Origin of the sequence: Frondihabitans cladoniiphilus (genome assembly GCF_039544345.1) — a bacterium.
In the GTDB taxonomy this organism is placed as follows: Bacteria; Actinomycetota; Actinomycetes; order Actinomycetales; family Microbacteriaceae; genus Frondihabitans; species Frondihabitans cladoniiphilus.
This window is the reverse complement of sequence record NZ_BAABLM010000007.1, coordinates 13,093-30,418: the sequence shown is the minus strand read 5'-3', so window position 1 is coordinate 30,418 and position 17,326 is coordinate 13,093. Positions and strand designations below refer to the sequence as shown.

General features: G+C 63.4%; 15 protein-coding genes. 7 read left to right on the top strand and 8 right to left on the bottom strand.

The window, feature by feature from the left end; all coding sequences use genetic code 11:
- Positions 1-25: 25 nt before the first annotated feature.
- From ABEA39_RS14730 to ABEA39_RS14705, 6 genes are all read right to left on the bottom strand, one after another.
- On the bottom strand, positions 26-367 hold the full coding sequence (locus tag ABEA39_RS14730) for a hypothetical protein (protein WP_345376690.1): 342 nt from the start codon (positions 365-367) through the stop codon (positions 26-28).
- 13 nt (positions 368-380) lie between these two features.
- Positions 381-1,292: a hypothetical protein gene (locus tag ABEA39_RS14725; protein WP_345376689.1), complete on the bottom strand. Its 912-nt coding sequence runs from the start codon at positions 1,290-1,292 to the stop codon at positions 381-383.
- A 655-nt stretch (positions 1,293-1,947) separates the two neighbouring features.
- Complete coding sequence (locus ABEA39_RS14720) at positions 1,948-3,072, bottom strand: alpha/beta hydrolase (RefSeq protein ID WP_345376688.1); 1,125 nt, start codon at positions 3,070-3,072, stop codon at positions 1,948-1,950.
- Complete coding sequence (locus ABEA39_RS14715; RefSeq protein ID WP_345376687.1) at positions 3,069-3,986, bottom strand: hypothetical protein; 918 nt, start codon at positions 3,984-3,986, stop codon at positions 3,069-3,071. Before ABEA39_RS14715 ends, ABEA39_RS14720 begins: the two co-directional genes overlap by 4 nt.
- Positions 3,983-4,495, bottom strand: a complete 513-nt coding sequence (locus tag ABEA39_RS14710) for a hypothetical protein (protein ID WP_345376686.1) — start codon at positions 4,493-4,495, stop codon at positions 3,983-3,985. The genes ABEA39_RS14715 and ABEA39_RS14710 overlap by 4 nt, the downstream gene beginning before the upstream one ends.
- A gap of 35 nt (positions 4,496-4,530) precedes the next feature.
- Positions 4,531-5,196 carry an XRE family transcriptional regulator gene (locus ABEA39_RS14705; protein ID WP_345376776.1) on the bottom strand — a complete coding sequence of 222 codons (666 nt, stop codon included), beginning with the start codon at positions 5,194-5,196 and terminating at the stop codon, positions 4,531-4,533.
- A 218-nt stretch (positions 5,197-5,414) separates the two neighbouring features.
- On the opposite strand from ABEA39_RS14705, the gene ABEA39_RS14700 reads away from it, so the two are divergent.
- Entirely contained in the window at positions 5,415-5,654 is a 240-nt protein-coding gene (locus ABEA39_RS14700; RefSeq protein WP_148061261.1) for a hypothetical protein, read from the top strand.
- A gap of 914 nt (positions 5,655-6,568) precedes the next feature.
- Positions 6,569-7,789 (top strand): hypothetical protein, encoded by a 1,221-nt coding sequence (locus ABEA39_RS14695; RefSeq protein ID WP_345376685.1) that lies wholly within the window; start codon positions 6,569-6,571, stop codon positions 7,787-7,789.
- Positions 7,790-8,970: 1,181 nt separating this feature from the next.
- Here ABEA39_RS14695 and ABEA39_RS14690 read toward each other — a convergent pair.
- Entirely contained in the window at positions 8,971-9,126 is a 156-nt protein-coding gene (locus tag ABEA39_RS14690; protein ID WP_345376684.1) for a hypothetical protein, read from the bottom strand.
- Between the two features lie 495 nt (positions 9,127-9,621).
- Here ABEA39_RS14690 and ABEA39_RS14685 point away from each other — a divergent pair, with 495 nt between their 5' ends.
- Complete coding sequence (locus ABEA39_RS14685) at positions 9,622-10,575, top strand: ParA family protein (RefSeq protein ID WP_345376683.1); 954 nt, start codon at positions 9,622-9,624, stop codon at positions 10,573-10,575.
- Between the two features lie 292 nt (positions 10,576-10,867).
- On the opposite strand, the gene ABEA39_RS14680 is transcribed toward ABEA39_RS14685, so the two are convergent.
- On the bottom strand, positions 10,868-11,149 hold the full coding sequence (locus ABEA39_RS14680; RefSeq protein WP_345376682.1) for a hypothetical protein: 282 nt from the start codon (positions 11,147-11,149) through the stop codon (positions 10,868-10,870).
- A gap of 80 nt (positions 11,150-11,229) precedes the next feature.
- Here ABEA39_RS14680 and ABEA39_RS14675 point away from each other — a divergent pair, with 80 nt between their 5' ends.
- The 4 genes from ABEA39_RS14675 to ABEA39_RS14660 all read left to right on the top strand — a co-directional run bounded on the left by ABEA39_RS14675 (position 11,230) and on the right by ABEA39_RS14660 (position 17,257).
- Positions 11,230-12,243 (top strand): replication protein RepA, encoded by a 1,014-nt coding sequence (locus tag ABEA39_RS14675; RefSeq protein ID WP_345376681.1) that lies wholly within the window; start codon positions 11,230-11,232, stop codon positions 12,241-12,243.
- A gap of 1,786 nt (positions 12,244-14,029) precedes the next feature.
- On the top strand, positions 14,030-14,836 hold the full coding sequence (locus tag ABEA39_RS14670; RefSeq protein WP_345376679.1) for a TIGR02391 family protein: 807 nt from the start codon (positions 14,030-14,032) through the stop codon (positions 14,834-14,836).
- 19 nt (positions 14,837-14,855) lie between these two features.
- Positions 14,856-16,160 carry a tyrosine-type recombinase/integrase gene (locus tag ABEA39_RS14665; protein WP_345376678.1) on the top strand — a complete coding sequence of 435 codons (1,305 nt, stop codon included), beginning with the start codon at positions 14,856-14,858 and terminating at the stop codon, positions 16,158-16,160.
- Between the two features lie 11 nt (positions 16,161-16,171).
- The gene (locus ABEA39_RS14660; protein WP_345376677.1) at positions 16,172-17,257 is read left to right on the top strand and encodes a hypothetical protein; all 1,086 of its coding nucleotides are present in this window, start codon (positions 16,172-16,174) and stop codon (positions 17,255-17,257) included.
- The last annotated feature ends 69 nt before the right edge of the window (positions 17,258-17,326 follow it).

Genomic DNA, 17,326 nt, shown 5'->3' with positions numbered 1-17,326 from the left:
CATGAGAAGGTCGGTGTTCGGTGGGTTAGCTGGCGAACGTGAGGATCGCGCCGACGACGAGCGCGAGAGCTGCGAGGACCCCGAGCGAGACACCGGCCCAGAGGGCCTTCTTCCGGCCCACGGCGTGCGCCTGAGGGTTCGGGTTCACCTCGCCCGAAGCGCCTGCCATGCCTACGATTCCGATCACCAGGTAGATGATCGAAATGAGGATGCCGATACCCCAGATCGCCGTGATGGCCTTCTGCCAAAGCTGAGTGAACTTGGCCCCGCCGAACGAAAAGTCCGGCACGAGACCGTCCAGAGGGTTGTCCACCGCGGCGACGAGCTGGTGGGTGTGGAGGGCGGTTGTTGCGAGCAGATCAAGCATGAGTGGTCGCCTTTCAGCGCTTGGTGGAGACGATGGTTTGCAGGGAACGGACGACACCCGCGGCCGCAGCAGCCAGAGCGTCCCGCGTGGCCGGCGTGAGCTTGCCCACGGTGAGCTGGCCGCGCTCGGCGATATGCGCGTCGTAAGGGACGTCGTGGAGCTGTGTCACTCCGGCGTCGTGAAGGAGACGCGCGACCTCTTCGGCCACGGCGGGGCTCTCCGGGCGGCCGTCTTTCAGACGGACAGCAATCGCGTTGGCGGCGAGGGCTTTCGCGTGGTCGTTCCCGTTTCGGAGCTCTTCGAGGACCTCGATCGCTTGCAGCACCGAGTCGCCGGAGTTCATGACGGGGATGACCAAGATGTCAGCGACCGACACGGCGCCCTGGAAAGCGGGCGACGTTGGGACGTTGCCGGAGTCCATGACTTCGATGCCGTAGAACTCTCCGATCTTGTCGGAGACCTTCACGACGTCCTCACCCGCGAGGGCTGCACGGGGGCCGACCGTGCCGAAGACGGTCGCGAACGAGGTTTGCGGGACGCCATAGCCGGCGAGCTGTCCGGCACTTGTAATTGTGTCGACGTCGCGCACCAACTCCCCCAGACCCAGAGTCGGGTTGCCCTCCGCGCGGAAGTTCAGGGCTCCGGGGTCGTCGGAGACTTCCCAGATCGCGACCGAGCCGCCCTTGATCGCGGCGATGACCCCGCCGAGAAGGATCGACAGCGGCGTCTTGCCCGTGCCACCCTTCTTGTTGGCCAGGAGAATGCGGACGTGACGCGTCCACGTGGCCTGACGAATGATCGTCTCGTTGGCTAGGCCGCGGGCCCGGTGCTCGTGCTCGGCCAGCTCGGCCGGGCTTGGGGCGAGCCGCAGGAGGCCTCGCAGACCCTTGGTCGACTTCGTGGGGGCAGTCGATGTCGGCGTCATGCCGGACGCCGCTCCCCCGAAAAGCACGGAAAGACTCTTGTCACGCGAACGCTCCACAGGAGCCTCTGCGGGTGTCTTCGGAGCCGGCGGAACCGCAGCTAGGACAGGCTCGGGCTGAACTGGTGCGCCCTCGGGCCGTACGGGACTCTTTGGCATGGGCGGAAGTGCCGGCAAGACCTCCGCTGGGGTCTCGTTCCTGGTGCGCGGCACCAGATGAGGCGCGACGGACGTCGTGTCTTCCTCGAGGTAGTCCTCGGCGCGAGCCGCTGCGCCGAATACGTCACTGATCTTGTCCGTCACTTTGTTCTCCCTCATTGATGTGTGGCGTGCGACTTGCGAGCAAGGGGGCGTGACCGACTTGCTCCTCGCACCCCGGCAGATATGGCTGGCTCAACTCCCGGAACCGCCATGGACCACGTGCCGCCGTGCTCAGAGGTCACCACGAGGCGGGCGCGGGCGGCAGCCCGGCACGAGAACATGGCGTTGAGCCCCAGGTGCCGCAAGAGGACCCTCGAGACGTCCGAGCCAGCGCTTGCCCGGGACCCTCGCGGGACGGCAAATGCGTCACACAGCACCGCTAACACAACCATCCGACCAGTGTTGCAGATATGCCACGAAGATGCAGAATCGTCACACCTAGGTAAGCAAGCGACAGCTAGTTTGCGCTTGGTCCTTCTACGAGCGGCGAGAGCCACTCGTAGATTGTGGTCGCGAATCGATCAGGATCCGCGTTCCATTCCATGGCGTGGGGACTCGGCGGGAACGTCTCGAGAGTCACGAGATCTGACGAGTCCGCGAAGGCGGCGGACACGTCGAATGGTGCGGTGCGGTCGCCGTTGGAATGAATGATGAGCGTCGGGACACTCACGCGGGGAAGCTCCGGAGGGAGGAGTAGGGGTCGCTTGAGGCCGAGGAGGCGGCTGGTGACGGTGAAGGAGAGGGCGGCAAGAGTGGACGTGGCAAGCCATGCGGGGATGCGGTTCTGAGTCATGCCGAAGCGGATGCTCCTCGCCCAATTGATCACCGGTGAAACAAGAACGAGGCCGTTGATGAAATTCCGGTTGGCCCCTTTCTCGGACTCATAGAGGGCAAGCGTCGCACCCAATGACCAGCCGACGAGGAAGACTGTCTTGGCTCCGTGGGCGCGGGCAAAGGTGACGGCAGCATCGAGGTCCTGCCACTCGGCCTGTCCGAGGGTGGATGCCTGCCGACGTTCCCCCTGCGCTTCCCCGTCGCCGCGGTAGGAGATCACGAGGGAGGTCCATCCGGAGTTTCTCAGGGCATGGGCGCTTCGGAGGGCCGAGTCGCGGCCGGCGAGCATCCCATGAACGTGGATGACCCAGGTGGAAGCCTGATCGCCTGTGCCGGTGTATAGCCAGGCCGGTTGTACTGCCGAGTCGGTGTTGATGTCGACCGATTCCGGAGGATGCTCGGTGACGTCAGTGGGTTCGAAAATGTTGCCTGTGGCGCGAGCGAGCGTGTTCCCGTGAAGGACTGTCGGAGTGTCGAGGGTGCGGACAACCCCGGCGCCACCTTCGTGAAGGCGGGCCCCCGGCTTCATGACGGCGAGCTTTGTCTCGTCGTCGTACAGGAGCCCAATGGTGCCCTTAAAGCGGGTCAGAGGCGTAGACGAGAGGACTACCTCGGACGGTTCGAGGGTGCCAAGGATCTTCGTGGGGCGGGCACGCCGTGGGTAGATCACAGCATTGGCCAGCGTTCGGATGAGCGCGGCGTAGACCGCCGCCAGAACGATCGTGACGACAGCGAGCAAGCGGATCAACGGTTGGCTTCTTGGAGTTGTGAGGACAGCATCCGTTCGATACCGGTGAAAACGAGGTCGTCCGTTTTGGACAGCCTTTGGGCGCCGACCTTGAGGCGGTCCCTGATGTTCACGGCCGAGTCCATCGCCAGCTGCCGGTTTGACCAACCGTTCACCCGGGCCATGAGAAGAGTCCGCTCTCGGTAGTCGGCGTCGTGCGCGCGGGCGTCAAGTCGAAGGGTCCACCGGGCGAGGTACTTCCAGAAGGTCCGGACACTGAGTACCCATGCAATTCCGAGGACGCCGATGAGGATCCCGCCGAAGAACGGCCCTTCCGCGACGTTGTAGAAATCGCGGGCGAAGCTCCCGGTACCGGGCACGAAATGCGCCACGAACAAGTACGCAGCCTCCAAGCCACTGCCAACGAGCATCAGGAAAATGCCGAGCTTGTAGAGCCTGGTCATGATCGACCTCTCGAACCCTAGGAGGGCGAGAACAGAGGCGGCCAAGACGCCCATGATCGAGATGTAGATGGTCGAGAACAGCCAGGTCGGAAGATAACGCAGCCGGTCGAGAACAAAGTCCGCTGACGTGAGACCAGGGTGCGGAATGAGCAAGAACGGTACGGCGAAAGCGGCCCAGGCGAGCAGCAGGGCCCACAGGGGCAGCTTTCGATCCGGGCGGTGTTGTTGAGCGGCGACGGCGTTATGGAAGAACCACATCGCCGCGACAGCCGAGGAATCTCGAACCAAGGTAAGCAGATTCCGGCTGCCTAAAAAGCCGTCCATCACCGCGGGAGTAGCTAAGAAGACTCCGTAGGTCGCTATCGAGACGGCGCCGAAAGCGGTCGCCCACCAGGCTGGCTTTCGCCAGGAGGAGTGCGCTCGAACGGCGACGACGAGAACGAAAGCAATCAGGCAGATGGTGTGAATCATGCGAAATGGTCCTCTTCGGAGGAACTTTCGAAAGCGCGCAGGCGCCGCACGAGAGCGCGGGCTAGTTCCTCGACGAGAGCTTCTTCTCTGACGGCGTCCTCGTCGGTCGTCTCGTTGCTGTTCCGCGGGCACAGGCGCAGAAACAGCCGAGATTGCTGCTGTGGTTGTTTCGGCCGTGGTAGCTCGGCCGAGAACCAGTCATCGGGCGCACTTCGGATGATGAGGTGACTGAGCTCATGGATTCGGCTCAGGAGGCTGTAGTACTTGCTGTCTTCTGCCGCGACCATGACGCCGGTGAATGTGGGTGCGTCGAAGACAATGCCGGTCGTGGAATGAAGGGCCGCCCCGCGGATTTCCTTGAATCGAAGCTTGCGCCCATAGAGGGTCTCGACGGCGTGGCTCAGGTCGCCAAAGTCTGCCGACGGTGGCAGTGCAAGCCTGCGCACGAGCGCATCGACAGGGCTTTCGCCGACGAGGGGAGAACGGTCACGCCGAGATGTCTTTGCCATGGATTTCTGGTCACGAGAGAGCGTCAAACTGCGCACTACTTCTCGGGGCCTTCCTCCTCGTCGATGAACTCACGAATGGCTGCCTCGACGGCCTGGATCTCTTCGGGCTGCAGCTCCTCCAGCGATCGGGCCGCCAACCGTGTCACGCCGACGTCGTGCATGCTTCGCGCGAACCGCAGTTGCGTTTCGATCTGGGATGACGCTGCATCCTCGCGGCCGGTCAGGTACTCCCCCGGCACCTCGAGGAATATTCCCAGCGCCGACGTCGTAGCCGCGGTCGACGTGCCCGCGAGGAAAGCGTCCCACTCCCCCACGGATAGCAGGTAGCCGTCCTTCGACGCAGCAGCTCTTGCCGCGAGGAAAGCCGCATCGAGGTCTTCATAGAGACCAGCCGCTTCCAGCGCAAGCCGGGCACGGTTCACCCGAGTCATCTCATTCTTTCGAGAACCCCCCAGGGGCTGGCCGGCACGCTGCGCCGCACGGGAAATAAGTTCCAGCGGATCCTCCTCCAGAGCCCGGCACAGCATCACCAGTTCCACGACCGAGACAGGGCGGACGCCGCGCAGTACGCGGTAGATGGAGTCATGCGTGATCGCAGCCTCTTGAGCCCAGGTGCGGACGTTGACGTTGGCAATCGCCTGAGCCGCACGTAACTCGGCCGCCAGCGCTTCGTGGAGCGCCTGCGTGGGCGTCTCGCTCATCTGATCCACACCAAAACGCTAGCAGGTCATCGTCAATTTGCCCTGCCGTAGCAGGATCGCCAAACTGTTGCTAATGTGCAAACACCGACGGAGTGGATGCATTCGTAGAAAACACGATCGAGCCTTCTGCGCCGCCTTCGTTGCCCAATTTGCTCGATTGCGGACGACACGCCGCAGCAGAACCCTCCGGAATGCATACGTTAAGCCAGGTTGATCTTATGAGTGGAACTAGGACGCGACAGCGTCGCCCCGAGGGCGCCGCCACGGTGCTTCTCCAAGGGCGCGTCTCCCCCGAGACTCGAGCTGAAGTCCAAGCGGCGGCAGCCGAAAGTGGCGTCTCGATCGCCTACTACCTCGAGGCCCTCGTCTCCCAACTCATCCGCGACAACGGAGCATTGCCCACTGTCGCGCGTCCCCGCCCTCAGGACATGGAGCTGCCGATCGCAGACGTCGCCTAACGAGTGAGGGCCCGACGCTTTCGCGTCGGGCCCTTCAAGAGTCGTAGCTCAGAACCCTCATCGCTGGCAGGCACCGAGGTTCGAGCTAATCCAGTTCCGGGACCGGTTATCAGCCGGGCCTTTTGCCTACCCTCCAGGCATCCACCTGAGGAGATGAGCCCATCGTAACTCTTCCGCGCGCAAAAGCGCCATCACCCCGCGATAACGCGATCGTCGGCGAGTCGCCGACCCTTGCTGCCGCTTGGGAACTGACGCGCCTCCTCTCGCCCCGCGACCGGGTACGGGTCATGAAGCGAGACGCCTACGGGCGCCTTGACGAGAACTCCTACCCGCTCTTCCACCAGGTAGGGCCCACTCCCCCATCCACGCCGTGGGCGATCCGGTTGGCGGACGAATCCGGAATTTACCGGCTGCTCTGTTTCGACTTCGATGGCAAAGAAGCTGGCGCGGTCTCATGCGAGCTCATGGAACGAGCCGTCGATGACTGCGACGAGCTCTCTGCCCTGCTCACGGAGCATGGTGTGAGCCACGTCGTCTGTCAGTCGTCCGGCACGGGCGGTCGGCACATCTGGATCGCCCCACAAGACGGCGCCCCCGCACCCCTGGTCGCTGCCCTCGCGCGAGCGGCGCGAGCCCGCTTCCAGACCCTCGACCACGGGATGCTCTGTAACCCCACTGAAGGAGCAGCCCGCCCGCCACTGTCGCCGCATCGAGACGGGTCCACCTCGCTCCTTCTCCGAGGTATCGCCGAGACCCTTACCGCGCGTGACGCATCCGTTGCCGGCCTGGTGGAGGTGACGGAGGCCCTGGAGGCAACTCGGCCTGCGCTTCGCCCGCATGACAGCGCACCGTCCGGCCCGACCGATGAACGCCACCGCCCGCACCGACGGTTGAGTCGCGCCGGCGAGGCGCACATGAGCACGATCGAGGGCGGCAGCAACCCTAGCTGGACCGGGTTCATGTGCCTGCTCTCCGCCGCCGTCGCCGGATGGTCCCTCCGCGACGTCCAGCACGCCGCCCGGACAGCTCCCGGGATGGAGCACTACCGCACCAAGAACACCGGCCGCGGCTCCCGCCGGAAACGCGACCTGCATGAGGGCCAGGCACGCCTCGAACGGCAATGGGAGAAGGCCCACCAGTACGCGGCCCTGTACCGCTCACTCCCCCAGGTACGCGAACCGCAGGACTACACCGAGCTGATCAGCGTCGTCGACAGCGTGAATGACCTCTTGCACCGGCTGCAGGTCACCCCTGGACGGTGGAGCTCTGAAGCCGGCCAATCTCGCCAGAGCATCCTCCAAGCCCTCGCCTTCCTCACCCTCCAAACCGGAAAACAGGTCGTCGCCGCATCCATCCGTGATCTTGCCCTCGCGACGGGCCTCGGACGAACTACAGCAGCCACGGCATTGCACTCGCTCGAGCGCGACCGTTTCATTCAACGGATCAGCGCAGCCGGCCAGGGCAACGCTGCCGAATGGCAGCTGACCCCGGCTCTTTCCACAGGTTCAGTCACTGTCCGGTCACAACTACTTAATAACCCCCGCCCCCCTGCCGGACTGTTCGACAAACGAGCCGAACTCGTCAGTCGGCTCGAGCGAAGCCTCCTCGAGTCTCGTCACGATCTCTTTACGCGCGCCGGCCTCGGGCACCGGGCCGGCGCCCTCTTTGCGCGTCTCGGCGAGAAAGTCTCTGTGACCGTTGACTCCGCGGCAGGGCTCTTAGGTGTAACTCCGCGCTACGCAGCGACCATCCTGAGCCGCCTCCGCCACCACCGATTGATCATCCGAAATGGAAAAGGGTGGGCGCGAAGCAAACGGGACCTCCGCGACCACGCAGCTCGATCCACCGGGGTTTCCGGTTACCTGCAAGCTCGAGCCGAACGATACGAGGCAGAACGGCAAACGTGGGCATGGTGGCAAGCCGAACTCGAAACCATGAACTCCTCCCCCATGGCCAGACCCCGACGCCCACACGTCACCAGCCGACCACTCTTCACAGACCTACCAGGGGAAAGAATCTGGCCGCGGTATCCGCGTCGAGTCGATGCCCGCGCAGACCACAAGAGCGCACGGCAACTCGTCCTTGAGGGCGCCCTCAATCCCGAGAGCCGGTTTCAGTATTTGGGAGCAGCGTAGATATTGGGTGTCACCAAGTTGCTAACGCTTGGCCTTGACAGCAACAGGCCCGCCATCCAGGAGCAGGAGGGTCCTCGGAGTGAGTCGCTGCACGTTACGAGGTACATCTGTGCAGACGAACGCACCATGACCCTCAGCGAGTTCCCCAACTACTGGAACCACGAACGCAACCACTCCACGCTTCTCCAAAGCAACAGCCGTAACCCATGCGTCTCTAGCGGTAATTCGTCAGCCTGTCCGATCCCCGCAGGGATGGCTGGTTCCGAGTTAAGAGCCAGACGTCGCGAAGCGCGCTTGCATGCGGGCTACCGTTCCGCATCTCCTTCTACCGATCAGACCGAACCCCGACGGCCAACAGGCGTGGACCGTTGGTGGGACACGAAATTTCAAGCCGCCGAGTACCAGCCGGACGGTGCCGAATACCCACAGATGCCGGACGACTACACGCCTAAGTTCAAAGTGGGTCGTTCAATCTCGGGTCATCGTCGGACGCATCGGATCCTCTACGAGGGTGCCGGCGTTGCCCTCCGCATGCCCTCCGCGTCGGCAATGAAGCGTTTCGCATACGAGACGCCCGGCACGTTCGACGTTGCCAGGTCGGCTACCTATCCCGGAGGCCAGGTGACGGAAACGGTAAGGGTCACCGACAACGGTTGGGGCCTTTGGTCGGTCTCCGGAAACGGCCTTACTCCGGAGCAGGCCGCCTACGTCACAGAAACTGTGAGCACGGTTCTTGAGGCCCGCCGTCCATCCCTTGGATTTAAAGCGACGGGTGATCTCTTGGAACGTCGGCGCGCCCGGTTCGCGGCGGGCGGCATCAAATTCGACCGCACCCCCAGTCTTCGTTCATCGCCGGTGTCACTTTCACCGGCCGTCCGGGACGGTGGTCGTTCGTGTCGGTGTCCGGTCCTACGGCTACAAGGTCCCAGAGCAAGTGTTCAATCACGTGCGCGCATCGCGTGACCCGGGCAAGGCCTACAACGCCCTCGGCAAGGGAAAGCGGCGGGCCGAGGTGGACTCATGCCCTAAGCGCGATCGGTTCTTCGCGGTTGGCTTCGAGCACCGTTGCCCATCGAAACATCGAGCACCTGGTCGTCTTCCACACGAGCAGAACCTGGCGGCCCGCGACAGGGCCCGGGAGCTTGCCGGCGAATAGTGGTCACTGCGGTGCAGTTTCTGGGTCACTCCCCCGCTTTGATGAAGATGACTTTTCCTTCAAGATCACCGGCTTTTTGCGACCGCACTGTCTCCACGGCCTCCCATGGCGTCGGCGACTCGATGAGAATCTCCTCAGCTGGTGATTTCGATAAGGGTTTGTACGCGACTTTCCAGGCCATGCCTTGATGATCCAACCGCTTGGGTGGTCCGCTGCACCCGACAGGCGCTCGGCCCATCTCCCAGGTCCGGAAATTACTCCACCTCCCCAAGAGCCCTGTGTTGGCTTCTAAGGCGACGACCCCCTGGGATGACCCAGATGGTTCTGGACGCTGAATTCGTCCATTCTGCGCGAAGTTACGCTGTCCGGGCTTCCCCGGAGTCCCGGGATAGCCGGGCTTCCCAGCATCGTCAAAACGGAGCATGATCTATTGAACGGCGCTGTCCGGGTCTGCCCGGGTTGCTGGCTAGCGCCTTTTGTGCGCTGTCCGGGTATTCTGGGTTTTCCCGGTTTCCGGGCACCACCAGGCATAGCTGTAATGCCAGGCGACCCGGCATTCCCGGTTAGCGATGATCCAGCAATAATCTCATCTACGGCACGCTGTCCGGGTTCCCCAGGCATTCCGTGATGCCCGGTTAGCTTGGATCACGACAGGCACCCGATCTTGGAGAGACACATGGCTGAACCCTTTGACCGCATCAACCTCCAGCGGGTCATAGCCGTAATCAATGGCAAAGGGGGAGTCGGGAAGACAACACTCACCGCCAACATCGGGGGACTCCTCGCCGCGAGCGGCTGGCGCACGCTGGTGGTCGACCTCGACCACCAGGGCAACCTCGGACTCGACCTCGGCTACTCAGGCACCGCCATCGACGACGACGGCCAGGCGTTGTCCAAAGCACTCACCTACCCCGACGACCTCGCCCACCCGGCCAGCAACGTTCGACCCAACCTCGACGTCCTCGTTGGCGGGCGTTTCATCGAGAATGCCGCCGCGACGCTCGTCAGCCAGTCGACGAGAGGAGGCGATTCGCTGCAGCAGGCTCGGTTGAGCCTGGCGCGTGTCCTCGACCGAATTGCGGAGGAGTACGACGTGGTCCTCCTTGACTGCCCGCCCGGCAATGACATCATCCAGTCCGCCGCGGTCGCCGCGGCCCGCTATATCCTCATCCCTGCGAAGACTGAGGATGCTTCACGCAAAGGCCTAAAGCTCACCGCCGAGCGGCTTGACCAGGTCATCGACCTCAATCCGGATCTGGATCTCCTTGGAGTCGTTCTCTTTGCTTCTGGGGTGTCCGCGAGTCGAGTCCGCTCCGACTTCGCAGCGAAGGTCGTCGCAGACCTTGGGGGAGAGGTAGCGCGCGACGTCGTCTTCGAGAACTACGTCCGACACGCCGAAGCCACCGCTGCGTCCGCACGAGATAAGGGACTCCTGGTCCATGAGCTGGACGACAAGGTGCGCAACAGCCCCAAGTGGTACGAGCGCCTCAAGAAGGGCGAGTCAATCGAATCACCAGGACCCCAATCGGCCCAGTCCGTAGCGGACAGTCTGCAAGCTGTGACGAGCGAGATGATCGCACGGCTCATGGCCAAGGAAGCCGAATCGGCGACGGAGGAGGCCCATGTCTGACGGAACCGTGAACCGGAGCGTAGGCGGGCCGCCGCCGCGGCGCGCGACGCCTCCCGCAGCCGGCGCCACAAGCACCCTGCTCCGATCTAACAGAACCGCGTCGACGACAGTGCCAGCCGTGGAGCAACAGACGGCGGACCCTGGCCTACCCGAAGACCAACCCGGCCTGTTGGCTGTCGACGCCCCGTCGGAGCCTGCCGCCCGCCGAGGTGCCCCTTCGCCTAAGCGACGGTCCGCCACTGCACTCCTTCCAGGGGAAGCACCGGACGACTTGGTCAAGTTCACATTCGATCTACGCCGGGAAGACCGTGACGCATTCCGAGCCGCGTTCGGCGCTGCCCGAGCATTCGAGGGCGTCTCGTCCCTCAGGGAACTTGGAATGCAGCTGATTATCAACGAAACTCGCCGCCTCGAGGACGAATACAACAACGGGCAACGATTCGATGGAGGCCGGAAAGGTCTGGCGCGAGGGGATCAATCCGGTCTCGCGAATTCGTAACACCGAACCAGCTTTGGCGCGAAGAGCATGAAACACGCCGCATGATTGCGCGGAGTTTGGTGCGAACTGAGTCATTCTGACTGTGCCTAGGCGCCCCGTGGTTACCGCGGGGGAGTGGAGCGCGGACCGAGACGACATCCTGGAGGGGAACCCCGATGAGCGACGATGACACCACCCCCAGCACGGAACTAGCCAGCCGGTACGAAGACATTCCTATCGAGCCGGCCGGCTTCGGGGCCGTCGGTTCTGAGGCTATGCCGCAGATGTCCCGATCAAAGGTCGACCGGTTGAACTTCGCCGGCAACCGAGAGATGGCAGAGAAAGTCGACTACAACGTGGGTTTCTCCGCTCGTGTCTGGGCGCAAGTGACTCTTCCCTACAACGATCCGGGGGATCAGAGCTTCTGGGTCCGCCGCAACGGGCCGATCACGCTCCGTGTCCGTCCTGCAGCCATGTCCACGCCAGACGGCCGCGACATCAACGCCTACCCATTCGGAATCCTGCCCCGGCACATCATGACGTGGATGGCGTCTGAGGCGTACCGAACGAATTCACCGGAGCTCGAGCTGGGTGCGTCGATGAACGCCTTCATGGAAAAGCTTGGTGTCACTACGGGAGGGAAGAACCGTGCCCGCCTTCGCGATCAGATGCAGCGCGTGTTTGGCTCGCAACTGTCGGTGGAGGGCATCGCGTTCGGCGAGGCGGGAGCCGGTTACGGAGTAGCCCAGAAGTACTTCCAAATCGCCGACGAGGTGCAGCTCTGGTTCAGTGAACGAGAGGACCTGACCATGGAGGGGCTGTGGTCGTCAAAGGTGAGGTTGTCGACACCGTTCTACGATTCGATCAAGGCGCATCCCATTCCTGTCGACCTCGACGCCCTTCGCGTTCTCGGATCGGCGCCCCTGCGCATCGACATCTACATCTGGCTCGGCTATCGACTGTGGTCCCTCGACCGAGCGACCCGAATCAAGTGGTCTGACCTCTATGTGCAGTTCGGATCGCAGACCAAGCGCGAGCGCGATTTCAAGATCCAATTCTTGAAGGCCCTCATCGAAATCAAGATCGTTTTCCCTGCCCTTCGCTACGAGTACGACCAGAACTTCTTTGTCCTATTTCCCGGGCCGACCCCCGTTCCCACGACAACCACCAAGCGGGCCCTCAGAAGCTGATCCGAGCTGCGAACAAAGTACCCATCCACAGCCGTCTCACGGTGTTCGCGGTAGGTACTCTGTTCGCGCCGCTGAGTTTCCTAACCATTAGATCTGGTTACATGGCCGTCGGCATCAGCTATCTAGGTAGCGCGAACAGAGTACCTACAGGGTCGCGAACAGAGTACCTACGCGCTTCACGTTGGAGGCATGGGGTGGGGGATTCTGTTCGCGCGGCCTCCAGTGCTGAGACAACGGCCCCACGCGCGAACAAAGTACCGGTGTTGCCGAGCCGGATCAATGGCTCCAGTAAAGCCTCATGACGACGCCATACTCCGGCGTAGCCGCGAAGGCGCGAACAGAGTACCAACGGACGAGAAGAGCTTGGCGGATCGCGAATAAAGTACCTGCGACGGCCGGCGCGAACAGAGTACCTAGCCCAGCGGCAGGGATCTCGATCGCCAGGGAGCTACCAGGGCCTTCAGAGACCATCCGACCGAGTGACGATCCGTTCCTGACCTACTTCGTCGCCGGAGGAGGTGTTTCTGAGGCTCTCAGGGCTCACTGTGGTTCGAGACGGGCCTCAAATTCGTGGAGGGCGCGCTCGTCATCCCTGCTGCTTTTCACCGTTTCTGTGGCGCGAGATGCCCGCTCTGTAGTCACCTTAAGAACCCGGTTTATTACAGGTGGTCGTACAGGAGAACTACTAGGGGACTTATCCACAGCACCGTGAATCCGTGCAATCTCGGGGATCGGGGACGGAGGTTGTGGACCGAGGTGCGAGCAGAGTACCGAAAACCGCGAGCAAAGTACCGAATCAGCGCGAACAGAGTTCCGATTCGCGACCAAAGTACACGCCTGAGGCATTGGTACTCTGTTCGCGCCTCGTAGGCAGGTGGTCTCCTGTGGATAACCCCTTCGCGTGGATGGCAGATCGGTACTTTATTCGCGCACTCGCAGGTCGTGAATTCGTTCACTCGCTTGAGCCGTGTGGCATTTGAGAGCCTCAATCCGAGGGATCGCTGTAGCCGGCGCCGATGCCGGTCGCAGCAGTGAAGCGCCACGAGCGTGGACATTTCAGTCGACGGCCCCTTTTGGCGAACTGCGCAACTGCAGCTCTCATGCCCAATTGAAGGCGCCATGTCGTGAAATCAGCACGGCCAGAAGGCTCAGAGGTCAGTCCCGGGCGTTCTCTCCCACGTAGCCATGGCAGCTCTGAGAAGTGCTCCCCCGACACGTCAGGTTTCGGAGAGTTCGGCACGTAACGCCTGCGGCGCCCCGGCGAACTGATTACTCGTGGACGGAGACGTTTGGTCACGTGGCAAATCCGGCGAGAGTGTAGGCCATCCACTCGGAAGATCGAGCACGCTCGAAGTGCATCGGATTGAAACCAGTGTCGATTCTCATCTTGGCTTGCCACTCGCAGTCCCGTAACCATGGGAATTCTCACGGTGGTTGTCAGTCGATTTCTCATTCGAATCTTGCCATTTTCTGGTTCAGCGTCCTGGACGTCTTCTTCATGGGCTGCGGGGGTTTCATGGAGCTAGTACGACCTGCAGGACTATCCCGCGCCCGTTGTGCGGCAGGTCACCTGTTAGCGCGCGCATGGCAATTGAACGTGAGAATCCACAGATCAGAGAGGCTGCTCGTTTCACGGAACCCTCTAGAACACAAGCCTCCTGTCACGTCACCCCCTGCCAATACGTTCCGAGAATGCGTATTATCGGAACTGAAACGGGTGGGGGTCACAGGACCCAGATCACGACGGATTTCGCCGCCGAGGACGCCCGAAGGCGTCTGGAGAGCCATGTTCGCGAAGACCGTCGTCGCAACGGAGGAGCGGGAGATCGTTGTCCCGGTACTCGAGCAAGAGGTCAGCCTCGGCGAGATCAGCGACGCGAGTTCGGCCAGGGCCGGGACATTCCTGCTAAATGCCTTCGCCTGGGCATCGAAGAGCGACTGGACGTCTTCGGCGATCGTCAATATCGCTTCGCAGATGGCTGTGCTCCCGGGCGGCCATTCCCGCAGAGGTCTGAACAGGACGAATATGCGCATCGTTGAGCAGTACGTCGCAGACGGCATCGGCTGGTTGCTCGCTCGAGGGCTCCTCGGGCCGTCTATGGAGACCGTGGGAGGTTCGTCATGGATGTTGACATCCGACGGACTCGAGGCCGCGAAGCGAGGTTCCACCACGCACATCGAGGCGTCACTCCGGCTGCACGCCGACCTCCACCCGGTCCTGAACTCGTCTGCACGGCCGAACTTCGAGCGCGGCGACTACGCCACCGCGGTGTTCTCCGCCACACAGAAGGTCGAGATCGCGGTGCGCGAGGCAGCCGGCTTCGAGAAGCGGCAGCTCGGCGTCCAGATGATGCGAGACGCCTTCAAGGTGGGTGGCCCGTTGGCAGACGCCAACGAGGTTGTGCCTGAGCAGGACGCCGTCCGGGACCTTTTCACCGGCGCGATCGGCGCGTTCAAGAACCCGACCAGCCACCGCGCCGTAGAGTTCGACAGCCCGATCGAGGCCGCGAGCATCATCCACCTCGCCGACATGCTGCTCCGGATTGTCGACCGCGCGAAGGCCCGTCGCGCTGCAGATACGTCCGATGTCTGACGGGCCAGGAGCTGATGTCGTGGTGAGCAGCGTTAGCTCCAAGGCAGCAGCGGGGGAGCTGGCAGCACTCGTCGCCGAGCTTGAGGAGGACGAACGCCTGCGATTGCGGCCAGCGCGGAAGGTCTCCGGCAAGGCGATGGACGCGAAGCAGCGTGAGGCGGCCGAGCGTAGTCGAACAGGCGCTGCCCTCCAGCGTGCAGCTGGACGGGGCGTCCGGCCGCCGGCGCCGAAGAAGACCGCCGAGCAGCTCGCCCGTGAGTCGCTGTCGGAGAGCACGGTCCGTGCGTACCGGAGCGACCTCAGGCAGTTCGCGCGATGGCTCGCCGGGTTCGAGGACCATGAGCCGCACGACCCGGACGACATCGCCGGTGTCGAGACCGCGCCTCGAACAGCGAAGGAGGTGGCCGACTTCCTGGCCGCGAAGTCGCAGTCCGAGATCTCGCCCGGTATGCGCCGCTACTCGCCGGCGACCGTCACCCGATACCTCGCGGCGATCAACTGGGAGCACACCCGCCTGCACTACGATCCGCCGGGGAACCACCCCCGCGTCCGCGACACCCTCAAAGGCATCCGCCGCGACGACCCGCCACCGATCGCGCGTGCTGCACCGCTGACACTGAAGCCGCTCCAGAAGACGCTGCGCGCCATTGAACTTTCAGACATGGAGCGGGGTGCTATCAACACCCGTGACTTCGCGCTCCTCCTCTTCGGCTTTGTTGGCGCGTTTCGGGAGAGCGAACTCGTCGCCCTTGATGTCGGCGACCTGCGGCTCGTGCCCGATGAGGGTGTCCGGGTCCAGATGCGCCGCTCCAAGACTCGACAGGAGGGCGGTGGCCGTCCCAAGGTCATCCGGTACGGCTCGAACCCCCTCACCTGCGGGCCCTGCGCTTTCCTCCGTCTCTACCGCCTCCAGGCAGCCCAGGAACAGCACGGGCAGAAGGGCCTCTTCGCTGAGCTGAAGGACGCCACGAACGACGTACACATTTGCGACACCGGCATGCCACCGATTTGTGACCGCCTCGACCCCGCGGCACCGTTCTTTCGCGCGCTCAGCAAGTGGGGCCTGTTCCGCGCGAGCCGGCTGACACCGACCGCCGTCGGCAAAGTGCTCCAGACGCGCGTCCGCCGGGCCGGACTCGAAGACATCGACGGGTTCAGTGGACACTCGATGCGCGCCGGCTTCATCACCGAAGCGTTGAACGCCGGCGCCACCGACCAGGAGATCATGGACCAAACCGACCATCGCTCGAGCGCAACACTGCGCATCTACGACCGTGAGTACACGCCGCTGCGGCGGAACGCGTCGACGAGGATCAAGCTGTGACGTCTCGCGAGATGCTCCTCGACGCTCACTGGTCACGGTTCGAGGCCTGGTGCTCAGCATGGGGGAGGAGCGCCCTACCTGCGTCCCCAGAGACGATCGACGAGTTCCTCGAGCTCTTCCCGGGCTCCCGGTCTCAGCAGCGGCTCCGCCGCCAGGCCATCGCGCGAGCGCACGCAGCAGCGGGGGAGTCTTCGCCGGTCACGCCGGCCGCCACGCCCACCGTCTGGCATGAGGACCCGAAGCTGGCTGACGTCGAGCGTGCCCTCGCGGAGATCCCGAAGTACCGGCACCCAGTTGGGCTACGCGGGCGCCGAGACGCGTTCCTCATCGTACTCACCGGCTACCTCCGCCTCAGCAGGAGCCAGGCCCGCAGCGTCAGTGTCGACGACATCGAGCTCACCAGCATCCTGAAGATCCGCGGCCGTGTGATCCCGATCGGCAACAAGCCGGTGACGTGTATGGCGTGCGCCGTGACCCGGTGGCTTCGCGTGGTCGGTAACTCGTACCGCGGGCACCGCCGCGAGACCTACCAATTGCTGGACCCCACCCGCGCCGACCTGGAGGACCACGACTGCCACGTTGAGGTCGAGGAGGACTGGCGCGTCGCCGACCAGCTTCTGCTGCCCCTTGACGCGCACGGATGGGCTCGACCAGGAGTCCCGCTCTCGAAGGGCGCGATCACCCGCGTCCTGCCCGCTCGGCGCCGCGCCTCCGGCTTCGTCGAGATGGTCGGCCCGAGAACGCGTCGTGCCACTCGCTTCAACAAACTCACCGTGGCAGAGACCTACAAAGCCGCCGGCGAGCTCGAAGAGAAGGTCGCGGCCGCCGCTGCCCGAGCCGCCGAGGCCGTAGCGCAAGCGCGACGACTCGGCCTGGATATCGACGGCCTGCTCGTGCCCGTTCCCGATGAGGAAGACGACAACGAGGGCCCCGGTGACGCCAGCCTCGCCGCCGGCCTCGCTCGACCAGTGGGGGTGAACGGGTGTTGTCCGAACCGAGGGAGTTCACTCGAGCGCTCACCAGGGTCGTCGTCCCACTTCGAGTTACGACCGAAAACGGGAAGGACCTCACCCACAGCAAGCTCGGTGGCTGTTTAAGGGACCTCTGCGGAAGGGAGATCGCGGCCAGGCAGGACGATGTTGTCGGCGAGGTAGACAAACTCCATC

Coding starts and splice junctions, on each gene's coding strand:
- ABEA39_RS14730 (WP_345376690.1), bottom strand. CDS start 367: ATGCTTGATCTGCTCGCAACAACCGCCCTCCACACCCACCAGCTCGTC.
- ABEA39_RS14725 (WP_345376689.1), bottom strand. CDS start 1,292: ATGACGCCGACATCGACTGCCCCCACGAAGTCGACCAAGGGTCTGCGA.
- ABEA39_RS14715 (WP_345376687.1), bottom strand. CDS start 3,986: ATGATTCACACCATCTGCCTGATTGCTTTCGTTCTCGTCGTCGCCGTT.
- ABEA39_RS14710 (WP_345376686.1), bottom strand. CDS start 4,495: ATGGCAAAGACATCTCGGCGTGACCGTTCTCCCCTCGTCGGCGAAAGC.
- ABEA39_RS14705 (WP_345376776.1), bottom strand. CDS start 5,196: ATGAGCGAGACGCCCACGCAGGCGCTCCACGAAGCGCTGGCGGCCGAG.
- ABEA39_RS14700 (WP_148061261.1), top strand. CDS start 5,415: ATGAGTGGAACTAGGACGCGACAGCGTCGCCCCGAGGGCGCCGCCACG.
- ABEA39_RS14695 (WP_345376685.1), top strand. CDS start 6,569: ATGAGCACGATCGAGGGCGGCAGCAACCCTAGCTGGACCGGGTTCATG.
- ABEA39_RS14690 (WP_345376684.1), bottom strand. CDS start 9,126: ATGGCCTGGAAAGTCGCGTACAAACCCTTATCGAAATCACCAGCTGAG.
- ABEA39_RS14685 (WP_345376683.1), top strand. CDS start 9,622: ATGGCTGAACCCTTTGACCGCATCAACCTCCAGCGGGTCATAGCCGTA.
- ABEA39_RS14680 (WP_345376682.1), bottom strand. CDS start 11,149: ATGACTCAGTTCGCACCAAACTCCGCGCAATCATGCGGCGTGTTTCAT.
- ABEA39_RS14675 (WP_345376681.1), top strand. CDS start 11,230: ATGAGCGACGATGACACCACCCCCAGCACGGAACTAGCCAGCCGGTAC.
- ABEA39_RS14670 (WP_345376679.1), top strand. CDS start 14,030: ATGTTCGCGAAGACCGTCGTCGCAACGGAGGAGCGGGAGATCGTTGTC.
- ABEA39_RS14660 (WP_345376677.1), top strand. CDS start 16,172: ATGCTCCTCGACGCTCACTGGTCACGGTTCGAGGCCTGGTGCTCAGCA.